Raw genomic sequence first — 21644 nt, forward strand, 5'->3', positions numbered from 1 at the left:
GGCCCACCTTGCCAGGAATTATCCGATTCTTCGACTGGGAACGGTTGGCCGGGGAGCGCCCCGTCAGCTGCCGAAGACATCCGTCGGGCTGCCGAAAATGCTGCCGGAGGCGGACTGATCCTCGGGGTCCTCGGGGTCGTCGGGGATCAGTCCGCCGCCGTCGGGCACGTCGGGCGTGTCCGGCACGGTCTGGGGGCCGATCTCGTCCGAGGAGTCCGGGGAGGTCTCCGGCTCGTCGGGCACGGTGCCGCCGAAGTCGGGCGGCGTGGGCTCGATGGCGGTGTCCTCCTCCGTGGGCACGAGCGGGATCTGCGGCTCGGCCGCCGGCGGGGTGGCCGTGACGGTGGCCGTGGGGCAGTCGGTCGGCCCGGCCGGGGAGGGCACCTCGGGCGAAGCGGCGTCCTCGGTGACGCCGGGCGTGACGGTGACGGTGGGGGTCACACAGTCGGTCGGCGTGCCCTCGGGCGTGGTGGAGCCCGTGCGCTCGTCGGACGGCTCGGTGCGCTCGTCGAAGGGCTCGGTGTGCTCGTCGTCCGGACTCGGGGTGCTCGGCGTCGAGGTCGGCTTACTGGGTGTCGGCGTCGGCTTCAGCGGTTTCGGCCGGGGCACGGGCCGGTCGTGATGGACCTCGTGCCAGATCCGCCGTTCGATCCAGGTGTGGTCGACGATGTTGATGATCGTGATGTTGGTGATCACCTGGGGCGCCGGAGTCACCACGATGACCTGGGTCGGCCGATAACCGGCCCACGCGCGGCCGCTGGTCGCGGGGCTGCCCTGCTTCGCCACGGGCGGCTTGAGCGGGTTGCCGCAGGCGCAGCGCACCCTCGGCACACCCCGGTTGTCGACGAGGACGGCGGTGCCCGCCTGGAGGACGGACTGGTAGGTGGTCGCCCGCCCGTCGCGGTACCCGTGGTTGGTGACCCGGGTGTCGGCGCGCAGCACGACCGGGGCGAGGCCGCGCAGATAGTCCGGGATCCCGGCCGGGGAGACGCCGACGGCCCCGGCGAAGGCGCGTGCCTTGCCCTGGTCGGCGGTCAAGTAGCCGATCTGCCGGTTCACATCGCAGCTGCCGACGCGTTCGGTGCCGCTGTAGAGGCCGGGCGTGGACCCGGAGTAGGAACGCACACCGCCGGAGGTCTGGGTGGACTGCGGCGTTCGGGTGACGGGCGGCGGAGTAGCCGTCGATGTGGCTGTGGAGTCCGTGAAGGGATCGGGTCCCTGTGGCGCCACCGGCTGGAGGAAGACCTCCCCGCTCGCCGCCGTGTCCTTGTCGCTCTCCGAGCCGCAGCCGGTGACCAGCAGCGCGGTGGCGAGCGCGCCGGCCGCGACCAGGGTTCCAGTGGAGGTTCGCACCACACTCTCCCGCCTCTTATCCAGCAGTTCGGCACCAATTGTCTGCTTCACCCACATGGGTTACGCAACCGGAGGGGCTATGTACACAGAGTGACCTGGCGGCGGAGGCTGACAGCGGCACAAGCGGCTTCCGGCAGGACAATGGACGAAGGAGCGCAGGCCGTGGAGTGGTTCACCGCACCCGAGTACTGGCTGAGCCGGCTGGTCTTCCAGCGGGCCCTGGCCGGGGTGTACCTCGTCGCGTTCCTGACGGCGGCGCTCCAGTTCCGCGCGCTGATCGGCGAGCGCGGCATGCTGCCCGTCCCGCGCTACGTGGCACGGGTGCCGTTCAAGGCGGCGCCGAGCCTGTTCCACTTCCGATACTCGGACCGTCTGTTCGCGGTATGCGCCTGGTCGGGCTGCGCGGTGTCGGCGGCGCTGCTCGCGGGGCTCGACGGGCTGCTTCCGCTGTGGGGCGCCATGCTGCTGTGGCTGGTGCCCTGGGCGCTGTATCTGTCGATCGTCAACGTCGGTCAGACCTGGTACTCCTTCGGCTGGGAGTCCCTGCTGCTGGAGGTGGGCTTCCTCGCCGTCCTCCTCGGCAACGACGAGGTGGCCCCGCCGATCGTCGTGCTGTTCCTGCTGCGCTGGATCCTGTTCCGCGTCGAGTTCGGGGCGGGTCTGATCAAGATGCGGGGCGACGAGTGCTGGCGGAAGCTCACCTGCCTCTATCACCACCATGAGACCCAGCCGATGCCAGGACCGCTGAGCTGGTTCTTCCACCATCTCCCCCGGCCGCTGCACCGTGTCGAGGTGGCCGCCAACCACTTCACCCAACTCGTCGTGCCGTTCCTGCTGTTCACCCCGCAGCCCGTCGCCACGGCCGCCGCTTCCCTGATGATCCTCACCCAGCTGTGGCTGGTGCTGTCGGGCAACTTCTCCTGGCTGAACTGGATCACCATCGTGCTGGCGCTGTCGGCGCTCAGGCTCCCGGACAGCGCGCCCTCGGCGGTGCCGGACGCGCCCGTGTGGTACCAGGCCGTGGTCCTCGCCGTCTCCGCGCTGCTGCTGGCCCTCAGCTACCGCCCGGTCCGCAACATGATCTCCCGCCGCCAGGTCATGAACCGCTCCTTCGACCCGCTCCATCTGGTCAACACCTACGGCGCGTTCGGCAGCGTCAGCCGGGTCCGCTACGAAGTCGTGATCGAGGGCACGGACGAGGACGTACCGCGCGAGGACTCCGACTGGCGGGAGTACGAGTTCAAGGGCAAGCCCGGCGATCCCCGGCGCTGGCCACGGCAGTTCGCGCCCTACCACCTCCGGCTGGACTGGCTGATGTGGTTCGCCGCGCTGTCCCCCGCGTACGCCGGCTCCTGGTTCGGCGCCCTGGTGGAACGCCTCCTGGAGAACGACCCGGCCACCCTCAAACTCCTGCGCCGCTCCCCCTTCCCGCCCGAAACGCCGCCCCGCTACGTCCGCGCCCGTCTCTTCCGCTACCGCTACACGACCTGGCACGAGCTGCGGGAGACGGGCGCGTGCTGGAAGCGGACGTATGTACGGGAGTACATGCCGCCCACGCGGCTGGCGGGGGTGTCTCAGAGGTTGTAGACGCGGCGGGCGGTGCCGTGGAAGATCTCGTCCGCGTCGGCCAACTCCCGGGTGATGTCGAGGACTTCACCGTACGGGGAGACCTGTGTGCACACCGGCCAGTCCGAGCCGAACATCAGCCGGTCCGGGCCGAAGGCGTCGAGCACGGTGTCGGCGTACGGGCGCAGGTCGTCGACGGTCCAGGAGGCGGGGTCGGCTTCGGTGAGCAGGCCGGAGAGTTTGCAGACGGTGTTGGGCAGCGCGGCGAGGGCGCGGAGGTCGGTGGCCCAGGGTTCGAGGGCCCCCGAGGCGACGGGTGGTTTGCCCAAGTGGTCGAGGACGAAGGTGAGTCCGGGCAGGGAGGCGGCGGCCTTGGCGCAGGCGGGGAGCTGGTGGGGCAGGACCACGAGGTCGTACACCAGCCCCGCCTCGGCGACGGCGGCAAGGCCTCGGCGGACGTCCGCCCGCAGCAGCCACTCCGGGTCCGGCTCCCCCTGGACCTGGTGGCGGATGCCCCTGAGGTACCCGCCGCCGGGAAGTTCGCGCAGGCGGGCCAGTTCCTCGCCCACACCCGGACCGGTCAGGTCGGTCCAGCCCACCACCCCGGCGACGAGGTCGTGATCGGCGGCGAGGGCCAGGAACTCCGGGGTCTCCTCCCGCACGGTGACGGTCTGGACGAGCACCACTTGGTCGACCCCGGCCGCACGGGCCTCGGGTGCGAGGTCGGCGGCCGTGAAGTCGCGTCGGATCGGGCTGTCCTGCCCGATCCAGTCCTGGTCCCGTACCGACAGGTCCCAGACATGCACGTGCGCGTCCACCGTCATGGCAGCTCCCATACGACGGGCAGGCCGGCGTCCGCGCCCTCGTCGGAGTAGTCGTGCACCACATCCAGCAGCTCGGCCATGCGTGCCTGCCAGACCACGTTGACCGGGAGTTTCTCCAACTCGGCGAGGAGACGGGCGTAGTCCTCGCACTCCAGGACGTGGAAGAGGTCGGTTCCGCTGCGCCAGATCGTCCAGGCGCTCGCACCCGCGGCCCTGATGGCGTCCGTGAGCTCGGGCGGGACCTCACGGTGGGCGGCCTCGTAGGCGGCGATACGGTCCGCGCGGACCCTGGTGTGCAGGGCGACCCTCATGACGGCTCCTCCAGAAGACCCGACTCCCGCAGCTCCTGCCAGAAGGATTCGGGTACCGGTGTGGCGAACTGTTCGGCGCAGTCGTGGACTTCCGCCGCCGAACGGGCGCCCATCAGGACGCTGCTGACCGCCGGATGGGCCGCGCAGAAGGCCAGGGCCGCGGCGCGCAGGGTGATGCCGTGGCGCTCGGCGATCTCCTTCATGCCCAGGGCGCGGTCCACCAACTCCCTCGGCGCTCGGGCGTAGTCGTACGTCACTTCCGGCCTCGGATCCGCCAGCAGACCGGAGTTGAAGGGCCCGCCGATCACCACCGGCGTGCCCCGCGCCTCGGCGGCGGGCAGCAGTTCGGTGAGGGCGCTCTGGTCCAGCAGGGTGTAACGGCCGGCGCAGAGCACCACGTCGACGTCGGTGTCGCGGACGAAGCGGGTGAGCATCTCCGCCTGGTTCATACCGGCGCCGATCGCGCCGACCACACCCTCGGAGCGGAGCTTCTCCAGCGCCGGATAGCCCTCGCGGAAGGCCTCTTCGGCGTGGTCGTCGGGGTCGTGGAGGTAGACGATGTCCACCCGGTCGAGGCCGAGCCGTTCCAGGCTGGCGTCCAGGGTGCGCCGAATGCCGTCGGCGGTGAAGTCCCACACCCGGCGGTGGGTGGCGGGGACGGCGAAGCCGTTGGCCAGGTCGTCGCCGCCCTGCTCCGACGGCTCCAGTCGGCGGCCCACCTTCGTCGAGATCGTGTACTCCTCGCGGGGCCGCTCGCGCAGGGCCGCGCCCAGGCGGCGCTCGGACAGGCCGAGGCCGTAGTGCGGGGCCGTGTCGAAGTAGCGGATGCCGTGCTCCCAGGCGGCGGTGACCGCCTCGTACGCCTGCTCCTCGGTGACCTCGGTGTAGAGGTTGCCGAGGGATCCGGCCCCGAAGCCGAGCCGGGTCACCGGTCCACCGGCCGCAGGCGCAGGCCCTGCATACCGCCGTCGACGGCGAGGGCGGTGCCGGTGGTGGCGCCGGACAGCGGACTCGCCAAGTAGGCGATGGCGCCCGCGACTTCGGCGGCCGACACCAGGCGTCCGGTGGGCTGGCGGGCCTCCAGGGCGGCGCGTTCGGCGGCCGGGTCGGGGGCCTTGGAGAGCAGACGGCCGATCCACGGCGTGTCCGCCGTACCGGGGTTGACGCAGTTGACGCGGATGCCCTCGCGGAGGTGGTCGGCGGCCATGGCGAGGGTGAGGGAGTACACGGCGCCCTTGGTCGCGCTGTACAGCGCGCGTTGCGGCAGGCCCGCGGTGGCGGCGATCGAGCAGGTATTGACGATCGCCGCGTGCCGCGACTCCCGCAGGTGCGGGAGAGCCGCGCGGGCGGCCCGGACCATGCCGACGACGTTGACGTCCAGGACGCGGTGCCACTCGGCGTCGTCGTTGTCCTCGACGGTGCCCTGGGCGCCGATGCCCGCGTTGTTGATCAGTATGTCCAGACCGCCGAGGTCGGCGACGACGGCGGCGACCGCTTCCCGTACTTCGGTGTCGTCGGTGACATCGGCGCGGTACGCGAGCAGCGGCTTGTCCACCGAGGACGGGTCCAGATCGAGCACGGCGACCTGGGCGCCGCGCTCGGCGAGCAGTTCCGCCGTGGCCCGTCCGATGCCGGAGGCGCCTCCCGTCACCAGCGCCTTGAGTCCCGCGAAGTCGCTCATGCCGCCTGCCCCTTCTTCCCGTCGAGGTCGGCGGCCCAGAAGGCGCCGTCCGGGTACGTGTACCGCGCGATCGACTCGGGCCGCATGGCCGCCGAGAAGCCCGGCGCGGTGGGTGCCGTGTAGTGACCCTCGCGGATCACCACCGGGTCGAGGAAGTGCTGGTGCAGATGATCGACGTACTCGATGACCCGGTTCTCGGTGGTTCCGGTGACGGCCACGTAGTCGAACATCGAGAGGTGCTGGACGAGTTCGCACAGTCCGACCCCGCCCGCGTGCGGGCAGACCGGCACACCGAACTTGGCCGCGAGCAGCAGGATGGCGAGGTTCTCGTTGACGCCGCCGACGCGGGCCGCGTCGATCTGGACGATGTCGAGGGCGCCAGCCTTGAGCATCTGCTTGAACACGACCCGGTTGTGGACGTGTTCGCCGGTGGCGACCTTCACCGGGGCCACCGCCTCGCGGATCGCGGCGTGGCCGAGGACGTCGTCGGGGCTGGTGGGCTCCTCGATCCAGTACGGGTCGAACTCGGCGAGCGCCCGGGTCCAGCGGATCGCCTCGGCCACGTCCCAGCGCTGGTTGGCGTCGATCGCGAGGCGGATGTCGGGGCCGACGACCGAGCGGGCGACGCGGCAGCGCCGTATGTCGTCGTCCAGGTCGGCGCCGACCTTCAGCTTGATCTGATGGAAGCCGTCGGCGACGGCCTCGGCGGCGAGCCGGGCGAGCTTCTCGTCGTCGTAGCCGAGCCAGCCGGCGGAGGTGGTGTAGGCGGGGTAGCCGCCGGCCTGGAGTGCCCCGGTGCGCTCGGCGGCGCCTTCCCGGCCCCGGCGCAGGATCTCCAGTGCCTCCTCGGGGGTGAGCGCGTCGGTGAGATACCGGAAGTCGATCTGGCGGACGATCCACTCGGGTTCGGCGTCGGCGAGGAGCCGCCACAGCGGCTTGGCGGCGCGCTTGGCGGCCAGGTCCCACACGGCGTTGACGACCGCCCCGATCGCCATGTGCATCACGCCCTTCTCGGGACCCAGCCAGCGCAGTTGGCTGTCGCCGATCAGGTCGCGGTTCAACGTCCCCGGGTCGGCGCACAGTTCACCGACGTCCCGTCCGACGACATGCCCGCGCAGCGCCTCGATCGCGGCCACCTGGACCTCGTTGCCCCGCCCGATGGTGAAGGTGAATCCGTGCCCCTCGTGCCCGTCGGCCGCGTCGGTGCGCAGCACGACGTAGGCCGCCGAGTAGTCGGGGTCCGGGTTCATCGCGTCGGAGCCGTCGAGCTCGCGCGAGGTGGGGAAGCGGATGTCGTGGGTGTCTACCGCCGTGATGCGGGCAGAGGTCGGGGACACGGAGTGCCTTTCGGTCGGTGGCAGAGGGACGTACGGGCGGAGGGTCAGTCCTGGGCACGGCCCGTGGTCAGCCGGGCGATCATCAGGGCGAGCAGGATGATTCCGCCGTAGATGGCCTGGATCCAGTACGGCTGGACCTGGGCGAGGGTGAGCATGTTGTCGACGGTGCCGAGCAGGAGTACGCCGGTCAGGGCGCCGAACATGGTGCCCTTGCCACCGTCGAGGCTGATGCCGCCGATGACGGCGGCGGCGAACACGGTGAAGATCATGTTCTGGCCCTGGTTGGCGTTGATGGCGCCAACGTAGCCGGTCTTCATGAGGCCGCCGATCGCCGCGAGCAGGCCCGCGGTGACGAACACGCCGAGCATCACGCGCTCGACGCGGATGCCGGCCGCGCGGGCCGCGTCGGGGTTGCCGCCGATGGCGTACAGGGAGCGGCCGAGGCGGTGGTAGCGGAGGATGCCGCCGACGACGGCGAAGGAGAGGCCCGCCACCCAGGCCGAGACCGGGATGCGCAGGAAGGTGGTGGTGGCCATGGAGAAGAACGCGTCCGGCATGTCGAAGAGCGTCTTGCCCTTGGTCGCGCCGACCAGGACACCGCGCAGGATGATCAGCATGGCGAGGGTGACGATGAAGGCGTTGAGCTTCAGCTTCACCACGAGGAGCCCGTTGAACAGGCCGATCGCGGCGCCGACCAGGAGGATCGCCACCATGGCGAGTCCCGTGGGCAGTTCGGTGCCGAAGCCCGCCTTCGCCGCCGGGAGGACGAGCAGGGCGCCGATCGCGGGGGCGATGCCGACCACCGACTCCAGGGACAGGTCGAACTTGCCGGTGATGAGCACCAGCGCCTCGGCGAGGACCACCATCGCCAGCGCGGCCGAGGAGCCGAGGATGGAGATGATGTTGTTCTCGGTGAGGAACGAGTCGTTGACGAACGCGCCGATCACCACGACGACCAACAGGGCGGGGACGAGGGCGAGTTCGCGGGCTCGGCGCAGCAGCACCGCCCGCGCCGCCCGCGCGTCGGGGACGCTCACCGGCTTCACCGGCGGTGCCTTGGTGTCAGCCATGGGCCACTCCTTCTATGGAGGCGATCAGCTCACGGTCGTGCCAGCCCGCCGGGTGCTCGGCGACCACACGGCCGTGGAAGAGGACGATGACCCGGTCGCAGCGGCGCAGGTCGTCGAGTTCGTCGGAGACGACGAGTACGGCGGTGCCGTCGTCGCGGGCGCTGTCGACACGGGCGAGCAGGGACTCCTTCGACTTCACGTCGACGCCCGCGGTGGGGTTGATGAGGACCAGCAGACGCGGCTCGGAGGCGAGCGCCCGTGCCATGACGACCTTCTGCGCGTTGCCACCGGACAGGTCGGAGACGGGCTGGTCGGGGCCTTCGGTGTGGATGTTGAGGCGGTCGATCAGCTCGGTGGCGAAGCCGCGTTTGCGGTCGGTGCCGACGAAGCCGTACCGGCCGAGCCGGTCGAGGACGCTCAGGGTGGCGTTGTCGCCGATGGTCATGCCGAAGACCAGGCCCTGGGCGTGCCGGTCTCGCGGCACGAAGCCGACGCCGGCCTTCAGCGCGGCCTGCACATCGCCGAACGGAAGCCGCTCGCTGTCGAGTTGAGCCGTGCCGCTGGTGGGGGTGTGCAGTCCCGTGAACGACTCGGCCAGCTCGATCTTGCCGCTGCCGCTGATCCCGGCGAGCCCGACGACCTCGCCGCGGCGGACGGTGAGGTCGACGTCCTGGTAGGCGTCCGAGGTGAGGCCCCGGGCGTCGAGGAGGATGGGTGCGGTGCTGACGGAGTTCCTGGTGTGTACGGCCTGTTCAGCGACGGTCTCCCCGGCCATGGCCTCGACCAGGGCCGTGCGGGGCATCTCGGCGACGGGTGCCGTGACGATCCAGCGGGCGTCCCTGAGCACGGTGACGGTCTGGCACACCTCGTACACCTCCTGGAGGTGGTGCGAGATGAACAGGAAGGTGACACCGGACTGTTGGAGCGCGCGCATGCGGGTGAAGAGCCGCTCGATCTCGCGGTTGTCGAGCTGGGCGGTGGGCTCGTCGAGCACGATGAAGCGGGCGCCGAAGCTGAGCGCCCGGGCGATCTCCACCATTTGCCGGTCCTCGACCTTCAGGTCCGAGGTGCGGGCCTCGGGGTCGACGTGGACGTCCCAGGTGGCGAGGAGTTCGGCGGCCTCGGCGCGCAGTCGGCGCCAGCTGATGAAGCCGCGGTTGAGAGGCTGGCGGTTGATGCTGTGCTTTCCCGGGGGACAACCCCCGGGCCCCCGGCCATCCCTGCTGTTCAAGCGCCTTGTTTTGCCGGCGTGGATCTCGGCGAGGAAGAGATTCTCTGCAACCGTCAGTTCCGGGACGAGGGTGGGCTTCTGGTAGACGCAGGCCACCTTGCGGCGCCAGGCGTCGCGGTCGGCCGGCGCGGGGGCGGGGTCGCCGTCGAAGCGGACCTCGCCCTCGTCGGCGGCCTGGAGGCCGGTGAGGATGCTGACCAGGGTCGACTTGCCGGCGCCGTTGCGGCCGACGAGGGCGTGGGACTCGCCGGGCAGGACGGTGAGCCTGCCGTCGGCGAGGGCGGTGGTGGGGCCGTAGCGCTTGACGACGCCCCGGGCCTCTACGAGTGGTGTACTCATCCGACCGTGTTGCCCCACAGCTCGGGGTCGTCGACGTTCTCCTTGGTGACCAGGGGCGCGGGCAGCTGGTCCTCAAGATTGCCGTTGGCCAGCTCGACGATGGTCGAGTCGTGGTCCGTGGGGCCGGGCTCGAACGTCTTTCCCTGCATCGCCGCCTTGACGTAGTACATGCCGTACCTGGCGTAGAGGTCGGCGGGCTGGGAGACGGTGGCGTCGATGTCGCCCCGGCGGATGGCGTCGTACTCCTGCGGGATGCCGTCGTTGGAGACGATGGTGATGTGGCCCGCCTGCCCGGCCTTCTTCAGCATCCCCTTGGACTTCAGGGTCTGCAGGGTCGGCGCGAGGTAGACGCCGCCGGCCTGCATGTAGATGCCCTTGATGTCGAGGTTGGCGTTCAGCAGGGTGTCGAGCTTGGAAGCTGCCGTGTCGGACTCCCACTTGGCGGGGATCTCCAGCACCTTCAGCTTCGGGAAGTTCTTCTTCACACAGGCCCGGAACGCCTCCGAGCGCTCACGTCCGTTGACGGAGGCGAGGTCGCCCATGATCTGGACGACCTTGCCGGACGGTATCTGCTCGCCGAGGTACTGGCATGCCTTCTCGCCGTACGCCACGTTGTTCGCCCGGACCACCATGGCGACCTTGCCCTTGTCCGGCGCCACGTCGACGGCGACGACCGGGACGCCCTTGCGCTCGGCCTGGTCGAGGCCCGCCTCGATGGCTGCGCTGTCCAGCGGGGCGACGACCAGGCCCTTCACGCCCTGGTTGAGGACGTTGTTGATGTCGGTGATCTGCTGCGAGGGGTCGCTGTTGGAGTTCACCGTCTTCATCGCGTCGACGTCCTCGGACTTCGCCATCTTCGGCACGTAGTCGTTGTACGACTGCCAGAACGGCGAGGTGAGCAGCGGGAGTATCACACCGACCTTGCCGGTGCCGTCACCTCCTCCACTGCCGGTGCTCGTCGTGTCCTTGGTGCTGCCGCAGGCGGCCAGCACGAGCGAGGCGCTCAGCGCCACGCCGATGGTCCAAAACCTGTTCCGCTTCCCCACTGTCCTGCCGTGCATCTGGCGGCTCCTCGTTGAGGGTGTACGAGCAGATGACGGCATATTTATCAGACCACTCCGCCGGAGGAACACCCTCCGACGGGAGATTTCCTGGGTTTCAGCGCACAGTGGTCCGACCACCTCGCTAGTGGTCTGACCACTTCGATGGATACACTTCGGCTCACCCGGTGAGTGGAGGAACGGCGTGGACGAGGAGACGGCCCCGCAGAAGGGCACCGTGACACAGCGCGCCATCGAGCAGATCAAGGCGATGATCGGCGAGGGGCGCCTGGAGCCGGGCCAGCGGCTGCCGACCGAGCGTGATCTCGCGGCCCAGCTCGGTATCTCCCGCAGCTCGATGCGGGAGGCGATCCGCGCGCTGACCGTGATGGGGGTGCTGGAGGCCCGGCACGGTTCGGGCATCTACGTCACACAGCTGGAGGCCGGCGACCTCCTGGAGACCTTCGGTGTGGTCGCCGATCTGTCCCGGGGCCCGCGTCTGGTGGAGCTGCTGGAGGTGCGCCGCATCCTGGAGTCGACGGCGACGGCGCTGGCGGCGGCACGCGTCACGCCCGAGCAACTGGCCGAGGTGGAGAAGCACTTGAAGGCCATGAACGCCACCGACGACCCCGAGGAGATCCTCGCCCACGACCTGGCCTTCCACCGCGAGATCGCGATGGCCGCGGGCAACGACACCATGGCCGCGATCCTGGAGGGCCTGTCCTCACGCACCTTCCGGGCCCGGGTGTGGCGCGGCTACCAGGAGGAGGGCGCGTTCGAGCGGACGCGTCGCGAACACGCCGCGATTCACCGGGCGTTGGTGGCCCGGGATCCGGAGGCGGCGCGGGCCGCGGCGGCGGCGCATGTGGGCGAGGTCGAGCAGTGGCTGCGGGCGCAGTTGGAGGCCTGAGCTAAGGAAGGACCCGTACCTGTGCGTCGGGCAGCTTCTTCCACCAGTGGCCGTACCGGCTGTAGACCCGGGGTTCGCGGTCGGCCAGCAGCGCCACGAGGGACGCTGCTTCCTCGGCCAGTGCTTCCCATGCCTCGGCCGGGAGCTCGTGAAAGGCCGTCGCCTCGATGCCGCCCTCGGCCGGGCGCCACACGCCCGCCACATGGCCGTCGACCAGGAGCGTCGGCAGCACATCGCCGTTCACGCGGATCACCAGCGGGCGGTAGTCGGGCGGAATCACCCTGCCGCGATCGGCGTACGCGAGCAGCACGCTGTCCCACATCGCCATCAGCCGGGGTGGGGCGGGGGTGTCCTCGGGCGGGCGCGGAGCGTCCGGGATGTCGTACAGGACCGTGCCTTCGGGACCTTCCAGTTCCTCCAGGGAATCAGCAAGCGCACGCAGCGCGGTGCGGACGCGGGACCGCTGCACGGTGGCGAACTGGGCCACATCGGCGATCGAGGCGGGCCCGAAGGACGACAGATAGCGCAGGACGAGACCCTGCAGCGCCTCGTCGGGCCCTCCCTCGGGTCGGCCCTCCGGCCCGGCGATGTACGCCGGGGACGTACCGAACGACCACGGCCCACCGGTCACCGCGTGCACGAGCGGCGTGCAGGACCGCAGCCCCCACCACGCCCCCTCCTTCTTCTCCTCGCCGACCCGTTCCGCGAGCCACGCCGTCATGTCACCGTTCGACCGCGGCTCCTCCGCGAACTCCAGCAGTCCCGGCTCCAGTTCGGCGGCGTCGGCCGGGGTCAGTCCGGCGGCGGCGAAGCGGTAGCCGAGCCGGGAGGCGTGCAGCGTCGGCCGCATCGCCTCCCGGACCATCCGGTAGTCCTCGCGGTGGACGGCGTGCAGGGTGATCCGCAGCAGGGTCGCCTTCAGGAGCGTGCGGTCGGCGAAGGCGACATCCACATCGGCCGGCTTGAAGTCGTCGAGCCGGTTCCACAGCGCGAGATACGGCGAAGCCGGCTGCTGCGCCTGGAGTGCCAGAACCCGGCGGACGGCCTCGGCGACCTCCAACGGTTCGCGCCGCAGCAGCAGTTGGCGGCCGAGGGTGGCCCGGTTCAGTTCCCGTGCGCTGATCTTCACAGCACGGATTCTGCCCTCCGGAACCGCAACGTCACCAGCCCGAACGGACGGTTCGCGGCCCCGCCGGGCGCGATCGTTTGCCGGTCCGCCTCGATGTCGTACGCGGAGACGGCCAGCCCCTGGGCGTCGATCTCGATGCGCAGCAGGCCGTTGTCGAGGACGTGTCCGCCGTCGCCGCGCCGCGTGAGCCGGGTCCGGCCCCCCTCGACAGGGGTGCGCGCGCCGCCCGCCGGGACGCCGTCGCGGGTGTGCGGGGCGGAGTTGAAGACGAGAGGGGTCGAGCCGTCGCCGGCCAGGGCGCGCCGTGCGGCGTCGGTGATCCCGTTCAGCTCGGCGGCGAGCCGCTCATGCGGGACAGTACGGGGGCGGCCCGGGGGAGCTGAGCAACCGCCGCCCGTCGACGCCCCGCCCGGGGGACAATGGCGGCATGCGGCTGTTGGGACTGGCCTGTGCCGCCGCTGGGCTGTCGCTGCTGCTGGCGATGGGCTGCACCGGCGGCGGGGACGAGGGCGCGCGCGAGACTCCCGCGGCGAGCCCCAGCCCTCGTACGACCACCGCTTCGCCGATAGACCCCGTTTCGATCCAGGCGCTGATCCGACGCGAGCACCGCGGCTCCGACCTCCGCCTCGGCACGGTCCTCGCCCGCACCGACGCCTACACCTCGTACGCGGTGACGTACGAGAGCGACGGTCTGACGATCTCGGGGCTGATGAACATCCCCGAGGGCAAGGGCCCGTTCCCGGCGCTGGTGCTGGCGCACGGCTACATCGACCCGGCCGTCTACACCACCGGCCGGGGCCTGGCCCGCGAACAGGATCTGCTCGCCCGCGAGGGGTACGTCGTCCTGCACACCGACTACCGCAACCACGCCCGCTCCGACGACGACCGCGACAACGACGTGAACCTGCGCCTCGGCTACACCTCGGACGTCATCGGCGCGGTACTCGCGCTGCGCGGTTCCGGCCGGCCGGAGATCGACGGTGACCGGATCGGGCTGCTCGGGCGCTCGATGGGCGGCGGGGTCGTGTACAACACGCTGGTGGTGGCGCCGGGCCTGGTGGACGCGGCGGTGGTCTTCGCGCCGGTGAGCGGCAGACCGCAGGACAACATCGACCGGTTCCAGCGGGGCGAGGGCGATCCGATCGCCGCCGAGATCGACGCGGCGCACGGCACGCCCGAGAAGAACCCGGAGTTCTGGCGGAACGTCTCGCCGCTGACCTTCGTGGACCGGGCGACCGAGCCGCTGCTGATCCACCACGGCACCGCCGACGACACCTGCCCGCTCGCCTGGTCGAAGCGGACGGTGGCAGCGTTCGAGGCGGCCGGGAAGGACGTGGAACTGCGCCAGTACCAGGGCGAGGGGCATACGTTCGGACCGCAGTGGCCGGACTCGATGGAGGCGACGACGGCGTTCTTCGAGCGGCATCTGCGCTGAGTCGCACTCTCGACGCGGGGAGCCTCGGCGGGCAGAGTTCTCCCCGACGTACCAGCGAGTAATCCCTACTCATGGAGCCATTTGTGATCACCTGGGTCGGCCGGACCGCCACCGAGATCGCCGCCGCCGTACGGGAGAAGCGGGCCACGCCCCGGGAGGTGGTCGCCGAGCACCTCGACCGGATCGAGCGCCTGGACGGCCGGATCGGCGCCTTCCGCAAGGTGCGTAAGGAGGCGGCGCTCGCCGAGGCCGACGCCGTCGGCGCACGCGGTGACCTGGCCGAACTGCCGCTCGCGGGCGTGCCGGTGGCGGTCAAGGACAATCTGGCGGTATGCGGCGAGTCGCTCCGCAACGGCTCCGCGGCGACCTCGGAGGCACCGGCCGCGGACGACCATGTCACGGTGGCCAGGCTGCGGGCGGCGGGCGCGGTGGTCGTAGGCCTGACCAACGTCCCGGAACTCTGCGTCTTCGGCACCACGGACGGAGTGCACGGCATCGCCCGCAACCCGTGGGACACCTCGCGCTCGGCGGGCGGTTCGTCGGGCGGCAGCGCGGCCGCGGTCGCCGCGGGCCTGGCCCCGATCGCTCTCGGCAACGACGGCATGGGCTCGCTGCGCATCCCGGCGGCCAACTGCGGTCTGGTCACCATCAAACCCGGCCGAGGGGTGGTCCCGGCGGGCATCGGCGAGGGCGACTGGTTCGGCATGTCGGAGAACGGGCCCCTGGCGACGACGGTCGAGGACGCCCGCCTGATGCTGGCGGTGCTGGCCGACGCGGAACTCCCACCCGTGTCAGCGCAGGGGGCACGGCGCATCGCGGTGTCGCTGCGCAGCCCGATCGCCGGGGTCGCGGTGAGCGCCCCGTACCGGGCGGCGGCGCGAGAGGCGGCGGGCGTCCTGATGAAGGCGGGCCACCAGGTACGCCGAGCGGATCCCCCGTACCCCGTCTCCCTCGGCCTCACCTCGCTCGCCCACTGGACGGCGGGCACCTCGGTCGACGCCCAGGGCCTGGACCCGCGGTCGCTGACCCGCCGCACGAGGGTCCACGCGGCGATCGGCAGGCACTTCGTGGGTCAGGCCGAGAAGGGCGAGGCCCGGCAGGAACTGCGCCGAACCCTCGCCCCCTTCTTCGACGAGTACGACGTCCTGCTCACCCCCGCCCTGGCCCGCCGCTCCCCCCAGGCCGCCCCCTGGCACGAACGAGGCTGGCTCCGCAACATCCTGGCGAACACCAACTACTCGCCCTTCACCCCGCCCTGGAACCTCACCGGCTGGCCGGCCCTGACCATCCCCTGCGGCACGCTCCCCTCGGACGCCCCCTGCGCCGTACAACTGGTGGGCCGCCCGGGCGCGGAGACGGATCTGCTGGAACTGGCGGCGCAGTTGGAGGGACTACGTCCCTGGCAGCGGACGGCGCCGCTGAACTGAGTCACCCCCAGCCGGGCGGCAGCAGGTCCCAGGAGTCGCGTTCGAGCCATTCGCCGAAGGTGAGGGGCCGGGCGCCGCCGACGTGGTCGAGGGAGAGCGGGAGGATGCGGTCGCAGGTGGCGCGGCCGTCCCACCACATCGTGCCCGCCAGCGGTCCGGTCAGCGCGAGCAGCGTGGCGAAGCCGCAGCCGTGCTCTTGGGCGACGAGGGCGCCCGCCGTTTTGCGGTACTCGAACTCGCCGGCCTCGTCGTCCCAGGCCCGCCAGGCCGCCGCGTAGGCGTCGAGGTCGGGGAAGTCCTCGGGTCGGGGCTCCCGTGCGAGCAGTTCGTCGTCGGCCGCGTCATACGAGTCGGGGTGCAGGAAGGGTACGGCGAGCAGGTCGCGCGGTGTGTCGGTGTTGCCGTCCCACCACCAGCCCTCCGGAGTCCGCCGGAGCGTGAACAGGGCTCCGCCCGCGCTGACTCCCCGTAGATACGAGCGGTACTCGGGCGGGAAGCAGATCCCCAATTCCTGTTCGGCCTCGGCCACCTCGGCCTCGGTGAGCGGGCCCGGTACGGCGTTCACAGGGCCCGGTACATGATGTGCAGCCCCACCAACCCGTGCCGCGGATGCTCGAACGCGTCCGGCACCGTGCCCAGGATTGTGAAGCCGAGGGAAGTCCACAGTCCGACGGCCGGGTTGGTCTCGACGACGGCGTTGAAGACCATGCCGTGGTAGCCGTGGGCCTTGGCGGCGGTCAGGACGTGTTCGGCGAGGAGGCGGCCGAGGCCGCGGCCCGCGTGGGCGGGGTCGACCATGAAGCCCGCGTTGGCGATACGGGTGGCCGGGCCGCCGTAGTTCGGGGTGATGTACGCGGAGGCGACGACCGTGCCGGTCTCGTCCTCGACGACGTACACGCGCTTCGCCGGGTTCATCCACAGGACCCGGGCCGCCTCTTCGGAGGTGTCCGGGTCCCAGGCGTAGGTCTCGCCGGCGGAGACGATGCGATGCCAGAAAGGCCAGATCCGCGGCCAGTCATCGGCCACGGCTTCTCTGATCAGCATGGGCGCCAGTCTCGCACGCCCATGCGATCGTCACCTGCTCAAAAAGTCCTGCGGCGCCTTCAGTCCACGCTGGGCAGGATGTGGGGCTCGGCGAGGTCGTCCTCGTAACCCGCGAGGCGGATCGGGGCGGACCGTGCCCACACTTCCAGGCTGCCGAGCTCTCCGGGCCGACGGCCCGCGCGTTCCGGACGCTCCTTGGGACGTGGTTCGCGTTTCGTCTTCTCCGGTGTCACCGCGCACTCCTTATGTGTCGGGTCACCCTCGGGACCAACTGCGCCGGGGCCGCTGCGCCTGGCGTCTGAAGCCCACTCGGGTGTGAGTCGAAAGGCAGTTCGGACGCGGTGGCGCCGGTTCCTCGTACGGAGCAGACCGATGTGAACCGGCTGTCCCGGGACGGACCGTGGGTGTGGGTGGGACCCCGTACTGCTGTCCGTCCGCTACAGAGTAACCAAATGAGCGGGTACCCGCTCGATGGGGCTGAAAACTCGGGGTTACTGTCTGAAGTCGTCCTGTTTTCTCCCCTCACACCGTCACTTGCACCGCGCCCGTGCACCATCGACCGCGCAATTCAGGTCCCGTTGGCCGTATCGCAAGCCACCCATGATCTGCTGACGGACGGCAACGGCTTGTCCGGCGGGAGGACTGGCGCATGGAGCTGCGCAGTGTCGAAGAGCTGATGGATCTGCTGTACGCCTGCCGGGGCGCGTGGGGCGCACCCGGCCGCGGGACCGATCTGCACCAACAGGCGCTGCGCACCGCCGCGCTGCTGCGCCGCAGCCGCCCCGCCGACAAGGAACTCCAAGTGGCCGGCCTGGTCCAGGCGATCGGCCCACTGCTCAGGCCCGGCGACCGGGCCGCCCAGCCCGACTGCGCGGCCGACGCCGTACGCGCCCTGCTCGGCGAGCGAGTGGCCCGCCTCGTCCGCACACAGGGCCGCAACACCGACCCGTCCGACGACGATCCGCTCCGGCTGCGACAGGCGGCCGAGGAGGCCCGCACCGCCAGCTTCGACGCGGGCGTCCTGGAGGACTGGCGCACCGTACTGGAACTGCTCGCCGCCCGGAACTCCCGTCTCGGGGCTATCGACTGACGGTCCGTCATGAGACGGTACGGCGATGACGTCGCCGTACGGATTCAAGGGCAGGGCCGCCGTGGTCACCGGCGCCACCCGAGGCATCGGTCTCGCCGTCGCCCGCGCGCTGACGGAGGCGGGAGCGCGGGTGTGCGTGACGGCGAGGGACGCGGAGGAGGTACGGCGCACGGCGGCGGAGCTGGGCGGCGCGGGACTCCCGGGAGACGTGGCCGACCCCGCGCATCTCAAGTCACTGGCGGAGTTCTGCGTACGCGAACTCGGCCGCCTCGACATCGTGGTCAACAACGCGGCGACCAACCAGCCCTACGGCCCGCTCATGGATGCCGATCCGCTCGTCTGGCGCACGGCGTTCACGGTGAACGTGGAGGCACCCCTGCGCCTGACCCAGCACGCATGGCACGCCTGGATGCGCGACCACGGCGGCACGGTCGTCAACATCTGCACGGAGGGCGCCGAACACGTGGGCCCCCACATCGGCGCCTACGGCACCAGCAAGGCCGCCCTCCTCCACCTCACCCGCCAACTCGCGGGCGAACTGGCCCCCAAGGTCCGCGTGAACTCGGTCTCCCCCGGCCTGATCCGCACCGAGCTGGCCCGCTTCGTCTGGGAGCCGGCCGAGGAACAGATCGCGGCCGGCCTCCCCCTGTCCCGGATCGGCGAACCCGACGACGTGGCCCGAGCCGTCAGCTGGCTGGCTTCGGACGCGGCCCAGTGGGTGACGGGCGCCGATCTGGTGGTGGACGGGGGGACGCGGGTGCGTTCCGCTTACCACTTGCCGGGCGCGTAGTCCTTCAGGAAGACGCCGTACAGGTCCTCGCCCGCCTCGCCGCGCACCACCGGGTCGTAGACCCTCGCCGCGCCGTCGACCAGGTCGAGGGGGGCGTGGAAGCCCTCTTCGGCGAGGCGGAGTTTGTCGTAGTGGGGGCGTTCGTCGGTGATCCAGCCGGTGTCGACCGAGGTCATCAGGATGCCGTCCGACTGGAACATCTCCTGGGCGCTGGTGCGGGTCACCATGTTCATCGCGGCCTTGGCGGCGTTGGTGTTCGGGTGCCCTGCGCCCTTGTAGCCGCGGCCGAACACGCCCTCCATCGCCGAGACGTTGACGACGTACGCGCGGCCCGAGGCCGCCTTGCGCGCCGCCTCGGCCATCACCGGGCGGAGCTTGCTGATCAGGATGAACGGCGCCGTGTAGTTGCACAGCTGGGTTTCGAGGAGCTCCACCGGGGAGATCTGCTCGATGGTCTGCACCCAGGTGTTGGTGTCGACGACGTCGGGGACCAGGCCGCCCGCGTCGATGGCGGTGCCGTCGCGGTGCCGCTCCACGCTGGCGTTTCCGGCGACCAGGGCGAGGTCGGCCACCTTCTGCGCGTCGAGTCCGGAGACCCCGAGGGGCAGCGCGGCCAGACCGTCCACCGCGCCGGAGTTGAAGGCGCCGATGACCTGGTGGGCGGGGAGTTCACCGGCCGGCAGCGGGGCGGACTCGCCGTCCACCAGGGCGGCGTACGCCGACGGCAGGCGCCGTACCGTCTGGGTCGCGTTGTTGATCAGGATGTCGAGCGGGCCCTGCTCGGTCATCCGGTCGGCCAGGGCGACGGCCTGGGCCGGATCGCGCAGGTCGATGCCGACGACCTCCAGGCGGTGGATCCAGTCCGCGGAGTCGTCCATGGCCTTGAAGCGGCGGATGGCGTCCTTCGGGAACCGCGTGGTGATCGTGGTGTGCGCGCCGTCGCGCAGCAGGCGCAGCGCGATGTACATGCCGATCTTGGCGCGGCCGCCGGTGAGCAGCGCGCGCTTGCCGGTGAGGTCGGCGCGGACGTCCCGCCTGGCGCGGTTCAGGGCGGCGCACTCGGGACAGAGCTGGTGGTAGAAGTAGTCGACTTCCACGTACCGCGTCTTGCAGGTGTAGCAGGAGCGCGGGCGCTGGAGTATTCCGGCGATCCTCCCCGCCTCGGTGACCGACGAGGGCAGAATGCCCTCGGTCTCGTCGTCGATGCGCTGCGCGGAGCCGGTCGCCGTGGCCTCCGTGACCGCCTTGTCGTGCGCGGTCTTGGCGGCCCGGCGCTCCTGGCGGCGGCGCTGCTTGACCGTGCGGTAGACGCCGGCGGTCGCCCGGCGCACGGTGATCGCGTCGGGGTGGTCGACCTCCAGCTTGTCGAGCTCCTCCAGCACGCTGAGGCAGACGGCCAGCCGCTCGGGGTCGATGCCGGGGCCGTACACGACCTCTTCCGTGGTCGCCGACCCGTCCTCTGTCACCGTCATCGCCGCTGCCGTTCCCTGCTCACCCGTGCGGCCCTGAAGACCGCGTCCGCTTTCGAACGGGGAATTCTACGGAGCGCCGGGCGTCACTGCCAAAAAGCGGGACGGTCAAGGGTCGCAGGCGGTGATCAGCGTCTCCACCTCCGCGGACAGCGCCGCGGCCAGCCGGTCCAGATCCGGTACGGCCTCGGCGTCGGCCACCAGGCCGTAGTGGACGCGTCCTCGGTACGTCGAGACCGCGACCGCGAGGGACTGGCCGCGGGCGAGGGGGGCGTAGGGGAAGACGGCGGTGACCGGGTTGCCGCCGAGCTTCAGACCGAGGCTGGGCAGCGGGACGCTGGTGACCAGGATGTCGAACCAGAGCCGGGCGGCCTGGCTGACCAGGGGGCCGCCGAGGCGGTGGCCGAGCGCCGGGACATGGTCGGCGAGCAGGGCCACGGCGCCCGCGCCGCGGTTGGGGCCGGCGTCCTTGTTGCGGTCCATGGCGGCGCGGACCGTGTCGAGGCGGCGCAGCGGGTCGGGGTCGTCCACGGGCAGCCGCATGAGGTATCCGGAGAGCCGGTTGCCCTGGGGGTGCGCGGTGCGCGGGCGGCGCTTGGAGACGGGGATCAGTGCGCGGGGCGCGACACCCTCGCTGCCGTCTCCGCGCTCGTCGAGCCAGCGGCGCAGGGCGCCGGCGACGACCGCGATCAGCACGTCGTTGACGGTGCCGCCGACGGCCTTGCGGACCCGGTGCACATCGTCGAGGTCGATGACGACCCCGGCGGTACGGCGGGTGCCGCTGCCCTCGGAGGTGAGCGCGGCGGTGGTGCGCGCGGCCAGCGTCGTGCCCAGGGTCGACACGGCGAGGGAGGCGCCGATGTCGAGGGCGCGGCCCACGTCGGACAGCGCGCCCCGGACAAGCCCTGGCAGCTTGCGTACGTCCGGGAGCAGGCCGCGCGCGGGCTCGGCCGGGCGGGGCCGGCGCTCGGGCAGGTCCATCGGGTCGAGCACGGCCGCGGCGAGGGTCAGCGCGCGCAGCCCGTCGGCCAGGGCATGGTGGAACTTGAACAGCACGGCGAAGGACACGCCGTCCTCGCCGGGCAGCACATGCGCCTCCCAGGGCGGCCGGCCGCGCTCCAGCGGGCGTTCCATGAGACGTCCGGCGACCGTCTGGAAGTCGTCGGTCGGGGCGTGCAGCCGCACATGGTCCAGCGGGTCGAAGTCGGGGGCGGACTCCCGGGTGGCGGCGCCGAAGGCGAGTGGCTGCCACACGTCCCGGATCCGCATCCGAAGACCGGGGACCGCCGCGGCGCGGGCAGCGAGCAGGTCGGCGGCGTGGGCTCCGGCCGTGGGCGAGTGCGCGGAGAAGACACCGAGGGCACCGAGGTGCATCGGGTGCCGCTCGGACTCGATGTTCCAGAACGCCAGGTCGAGAGGGGCCAGCAGGTCAGGAGTCAAGGGCTTGCCTCGCGTCGACGACGGGTGGGCAAGCAGTCAATCGCCCTAAGGCGATTACGGTCAAGTACGATCAAGCTACGCACAGTTAACAGCAGATTAAGTCCAACCTCTTGGCTGCATTCGACGCCTCTGTCGTCTCTGCCGTCACAGAAGCAACA

At 71.1% G+C, this 21644-nt stretch carries 21 protein-coding genes and 1 pseudogene; 6 read left to right on the forward strand and 16 right to left on the reverse strand.

Translation table 11 applies throughout. The annotated features are described in order from the left end of the window. Positions 1–63: 63 nt before the first annotated feature. Positions 64–1353 (reverse strand): DUF6777 domain-containing protein, encoded by a 1290-nt coding sequence (locus H4N64_RS19445; RefSeq protein ID WP_186283634.1) that lies wholly within the window; start codon positions 1351–1353, stop codon positions 64–66. 162 nt (positions 1354–1515) lie between these two features. Here H4N64_RS19445 and H4N64_RS19450 point away from each other — a divergent pair, with 162 nt between their 5' ends. Then, the gene (locus H4N64_RS19450) at positions 1516–2940 is read left to right on the forward strand and encodes a lipase maturation factor family protein (protein WP_186283635.1); all 1425 of its coding nucleotides are present in this window, start codon (positions 1516–1518) and stop codon (positions 2938–2940) included. On the opposite strand, the gene H4N64_RS19455 is transcribed toward H4N64_RS19450, so the two are convergent. From H4N64_RS19455 to H4N64_RS19490, 8 genes are read right to left on the reverse strand one after another with little or no spacing between them, the layout of a single operon-like run. Continuing rightward, positions 2928–3743, reverse strand: coding sequence for an amidohydrolase family protein (locus tag H4N64_RS19455; protein ID WP_186283636.1), 816 nt, complete (start codon positions 3741–3743; stop codon positions 2928–2930). The two genes, H4N64_RS19450 and H4N64_RS19455, sit on opposite strands and share 13 nt — an antisense overlap. Continuing rightward, entirely contained in the window at positions 3740–4054 is a 315-nt protein-coding gene (locus H4N64_RS19460) for an L-rhamnose mutarotase (RefSeq protein ID WP_186283637.1), read from the reverse strand. Before H4N64_RS19460 ends, H4N64_RS19455 begins: the two co-directional genes overlap by 4 nt. After that, positions 4051–4983 (reverse strand): aldo/keto reductase, encoded by a 933-nt coding sequence (locus H4N64_RS19465; protein ID WP_186283638.1) that lies wholly within the window; start codon positions 4981–4983, stop codon positions 4051–4053. Before H4N64_RS19465 ends, H4N64_RS19460 begins: the two co-directional genes overlap by 4 nt. Next, complete coding sequence (locus H4N64_RS19470; protein ID WP_186283639.1) at positions 4980–5735, reverse strand: SDR family NAD(P)-dependent oxidoreductase; 756 nt, start codon at positions 5733–5735, stop codon at positions 4980–4982. Before H4N64_RS19470 ends, H4N64_RS19465 begins: the two co-directional genes overlap by 4 nt. After that, entirely contained in the window at positions 5732–7072 is a 1341-nt protein-coding gene (locus tag H4N64_RS19475; protein ID WP_186283640.1) for an enolase C-terminal domain-like protein, read from the reverse strand. Before H4N64_RS19475 ends, H4N64_RS19470 begins: the two co-directional genes overlap by 4 nt. 44 nt (positions 7073–7116) lie before the next feature. Then, entirely contained in the window at positions 7117–8142 is a 1026-nt protein-coding gene (locus H4N64_RS19480) for an ABC transporter permease (protein WP_186283641.1), read from the reverse strand. Next, positions 8135–9712 carry a sugar ABC transporter ATP-binding protein gene (locus tag H4N64_RS19485; protein WP_186283642.1) on the reverse strand — a complete coding sequence of 526 codons (1578 nt, stop codon included), beginning with the start codon at positions 9710–9712 and terminating at the stop codon, positions 8135–8137. The genes H4N64_RS19480 and H4N64_RS19485 overlap by 8 nt, the downstream gene beginning before the upstream one ends. Beyond that, positions 9709–10773: a sugar ABC transporter substrate-binding protein gene (locus tag H4N64_RS19490; protein ID WP_186283643.1), complete on the reverse strand. Its 1065-nt coding sequence runs from the start codon at positions 10771–10773 to the stop codon at positions 9709–9711. The genes H4N64_RS19485 and H4N64_RS19490 overlap by 4 nt, the downstream gene beginning before the upstream one ends. 184 nt (positions 10774–10957) lie before the next feature. Between H4N64_RS19490 and H4N64_RS19495 the strand changes: the two genes are divergently transcribed. Next, positions 10958–11662, forward strand: a complete 705-nt coding sequence (locus tag H4N64_RS19495; RefSeq protein ID WP_186283644.1) for an FCD domain-containing protein — start codon at positions 10958–10960, stop codon at positions 11660–11662. Position 11663: 1 nt separating this feature from the next. On the opposite strand, the gene H4N64_RS19500 is transcribed toward H4N64_RS19495, so the two are convergent. Together H4N64_RS19500 and H4N64_RS45165 are read right to left on the reverse strand one after the other, a co-directional pair. Continuing rightward, positions 11664–12791 (reverse strand): DNA glycosylase AlkZ-like family protein, encoded by a 1128-nt coding sequence (locus H4N64_RS19500; protein WP_186283645.1) that lies wholly within the window; start codon positions 12789–12791, stop codon positions 11664–11666. Between the two features lie 50 nt (positions 12792–12841). Continuing rightward, positions 12842–13135, reverse strand: a pseudogene (locus H4N64_RS45165) (hypothetical protein); the annotation flags it as partial. An 83-nt stretch (positions 13136–13218) separates the two neighbouring features. Between H4N64_RS45165 and H4N64_RS19510 the strand changes: the two are divergent. Further along, positions 13219–14226 (forward strand): alpha/beta hydrolase family protein, encoded by a 1008-nt coding sequence (locus H4N64_RS19510; protein ID WP_222109150.1) that lies wholly within the window; start codon positions 13219–13221, stop codon positions 14224–14226. A 71-nt stretch (positions 14227–14297) separates the two neighbouring features. Further along, entirely contained in the window at positions 14298–15653 is a 1356-nt protein-coding gene (locus H4N64_RS19515; protein WP_222109151.1) for an amidase, read from the forward strand. Between the two features lies 1 nt (position 15654). Here H4N64_RS19515 and H4N64_RS19520 read toward each other — a convergent pair whose 3' ends face one another. The 3 genes from H4N64_RS19520 to H4N64_RS19530 are packed head-to-tail and all read right to left on the reverse strand — an operon-like array spanning position 15655 to position 16930. Then, a complete protein-coding gene (locus tag H4N64_RS19520; RefSeq protein WP_336246736.1) occupies positions 15655–16218 on the reverse strand; it encodes an SMI1/KNR4 family protein in 564 nt (187 codons plus the stop codon). Beyond that, a complete protein-coding gene (locus tag H4N64_RS19525; protein ID WP_186283647.1) occupies positions 16215–16697 on the reverse strand; it encodes a GNAT family N-acetyltransferase in 483 nt (160 codons plus the stop codon). The genes H4N64_RS19520 and H4N64_RS19525 overlap by 4 nt, the downstream gene beginning before the upstream one ends. Positions 16698–16756: 59 nt before the next feature. After that, complete coding sequence (locus tag H4N64_RS19530; protein WP_186283648.1) at positions 16757–16930, reverse strand: hypothetical protein; 174 nt, start codon at positions 16928–16930, stop codon at positions 16757–16759. A gap of 416 nt (positions 16931–17346) precedes the next feature. Here H4N64_RS19530 and H4N64_RS19535 point away from each other — a divergent pair, with 416 nt between their 5' ends. Together H4N64_RS19535 and H4N64_RS19540 are read left to right on the forward strand one after the other, a co-directional pair. Then, on the forward strand, positions 17347–17787 hold the full coding sequence (locus H4N64_RS19535) for a hypothetical protein (protein ID WP_186283649.1): 441 nt from the start codon (positions 17347–17349) through the stop codon (positions 17785–17787). Positions 17788–17812: 25 nt separating this feature from the next. Next, complete coding sequence (locus H4N64_RS19540) at positions 17813–18577, forward strand: SDR family oxidoreductase (protein WP_186283650.1); 765 nt, start codon at positions 17813–17815, stop codon at positions 18575–18577. Here the strand turns inward: H4N64_RS19540 and H4N64_RS19545 are convergent. Further along, a complete protein-coding gene (locus H4N64_RS19545) occupies positions 18556–20049 on the reverse strand; it encodes an SDR family NAD(P)-dependent oxidoreductase (protein ID WP_186283651.1) in 1494 nt (497 codons plus the stop codon). The two genes, H4N64_RS19540 and H4N64_RS19545, sit on opposite strands and share 22 nt — an antisense overlap. A gap of 105 nt (positions 20050–20154) precedes the next feature. Next, complete coding sequence (locus H4N64_RS19550; RefSeq protein WP_186283652.1) at positions 20155–21486, reverse strand: wax ester/triacylglycerol synthase family O-acyltransferase; 1332 nt, start codon at positions 21484–21486, stop codon at positions 20155–20157. Positions 21487–21644: the final 158 nt, after the last annotated feature.

Origin of the sequence: Streptomyces cupreus, from assembly GCF_014257025.1 — a bacterium.
GTDB lineage: Bacteria > Actinomycetota > Actinomycetes > Streptomycetales > Streptomycetaceae > Streptomyces > Streptomyces cupreus.

Coding starts and splice junctions, on each gene's coding strand:
- H4N64_RS19485 (WP_186283642.1), bottom strand. CDS start 9,712: ATGAGTACACCACTCGTAGAGGCCCGGGGCGTCGTCAAGCGCTACGGC.
- H4N64_RS19515 (WP_222109151.1), top strand. CDS start 14,298: ATGGAGCCATTTGTGATCACCTGGGTCGGCCGGACCGCCACCGAGATC.
- H4N64_RS19470 (WP_186283639.1), bottom strand. CDS start 5,735: ATGAGCGACTTCGCGGGACTCAAGGCGCTGGTGACGGGAGGCGCCTCC.
- H4N64_RS19535 (WP_186283649.1), top strand. CDS start 17,347: ATGGAGCTGCGCAGTGTCGAAGAGCTGATGGATCTGCTGTACGCCTGC.
- H4N64_RS19510 (WP_222109150.1), top strand. CDS start 13,219: ATGCGGCTGTTGGGACTGGCCTGTGCCGCCGCTGGGCTGTCGCTGCTG.
- H4N64_RS19460 (WP_186283637.1), bottom strand. CDS start 4,054: ATGAGGGTCGCCCTGCACACCAGGGTCCGCGCGGACCGTATCGCCGCC.
- H4N64_RS19545 (WP_186283651.1), bottom strand. CDS start 20,049: ATGACGGTGACAGAGGACGGGTCGGCGACCACGGAAGAGGTCGTGTAC.
- H4N64_RS19455 (WP_186283636.1), bottom strand. CDS start 3,743: ATGACGGTGGACGCGCACGTGCATGTCTGGGACCTGTCGGTACGGGAC.
- H4N64_RS19540 (WP_186283650.1), top strand. CDS start 17,813: ATGACGTCGCCGTACGGATTCAAGGGCAGGGCCGCCGTGGTCACCGGC.
- H4N64_RS19525 (WP_186283647.1), bottom strand. CDS start 16,697: ATGCTGATCAGAGAAGCCGTGGCCGATGACTGGCCGCGGATCTGGCCT.
- H4N64_RS19490 (WP_186283643.1), bottom strand. CDS start 10,773: ATGCACGGCAGGACAGTGGGGAAGCGGAACAGGTTTTGGACCATCGGC.
- H4N64_RS19480 (WP_186283641.1), bottom strand. CDS start 8,142: ATGGCTGACACCAAGGCACCGCCGGTGAAGCCGGTGAGCGTCCCCGAC.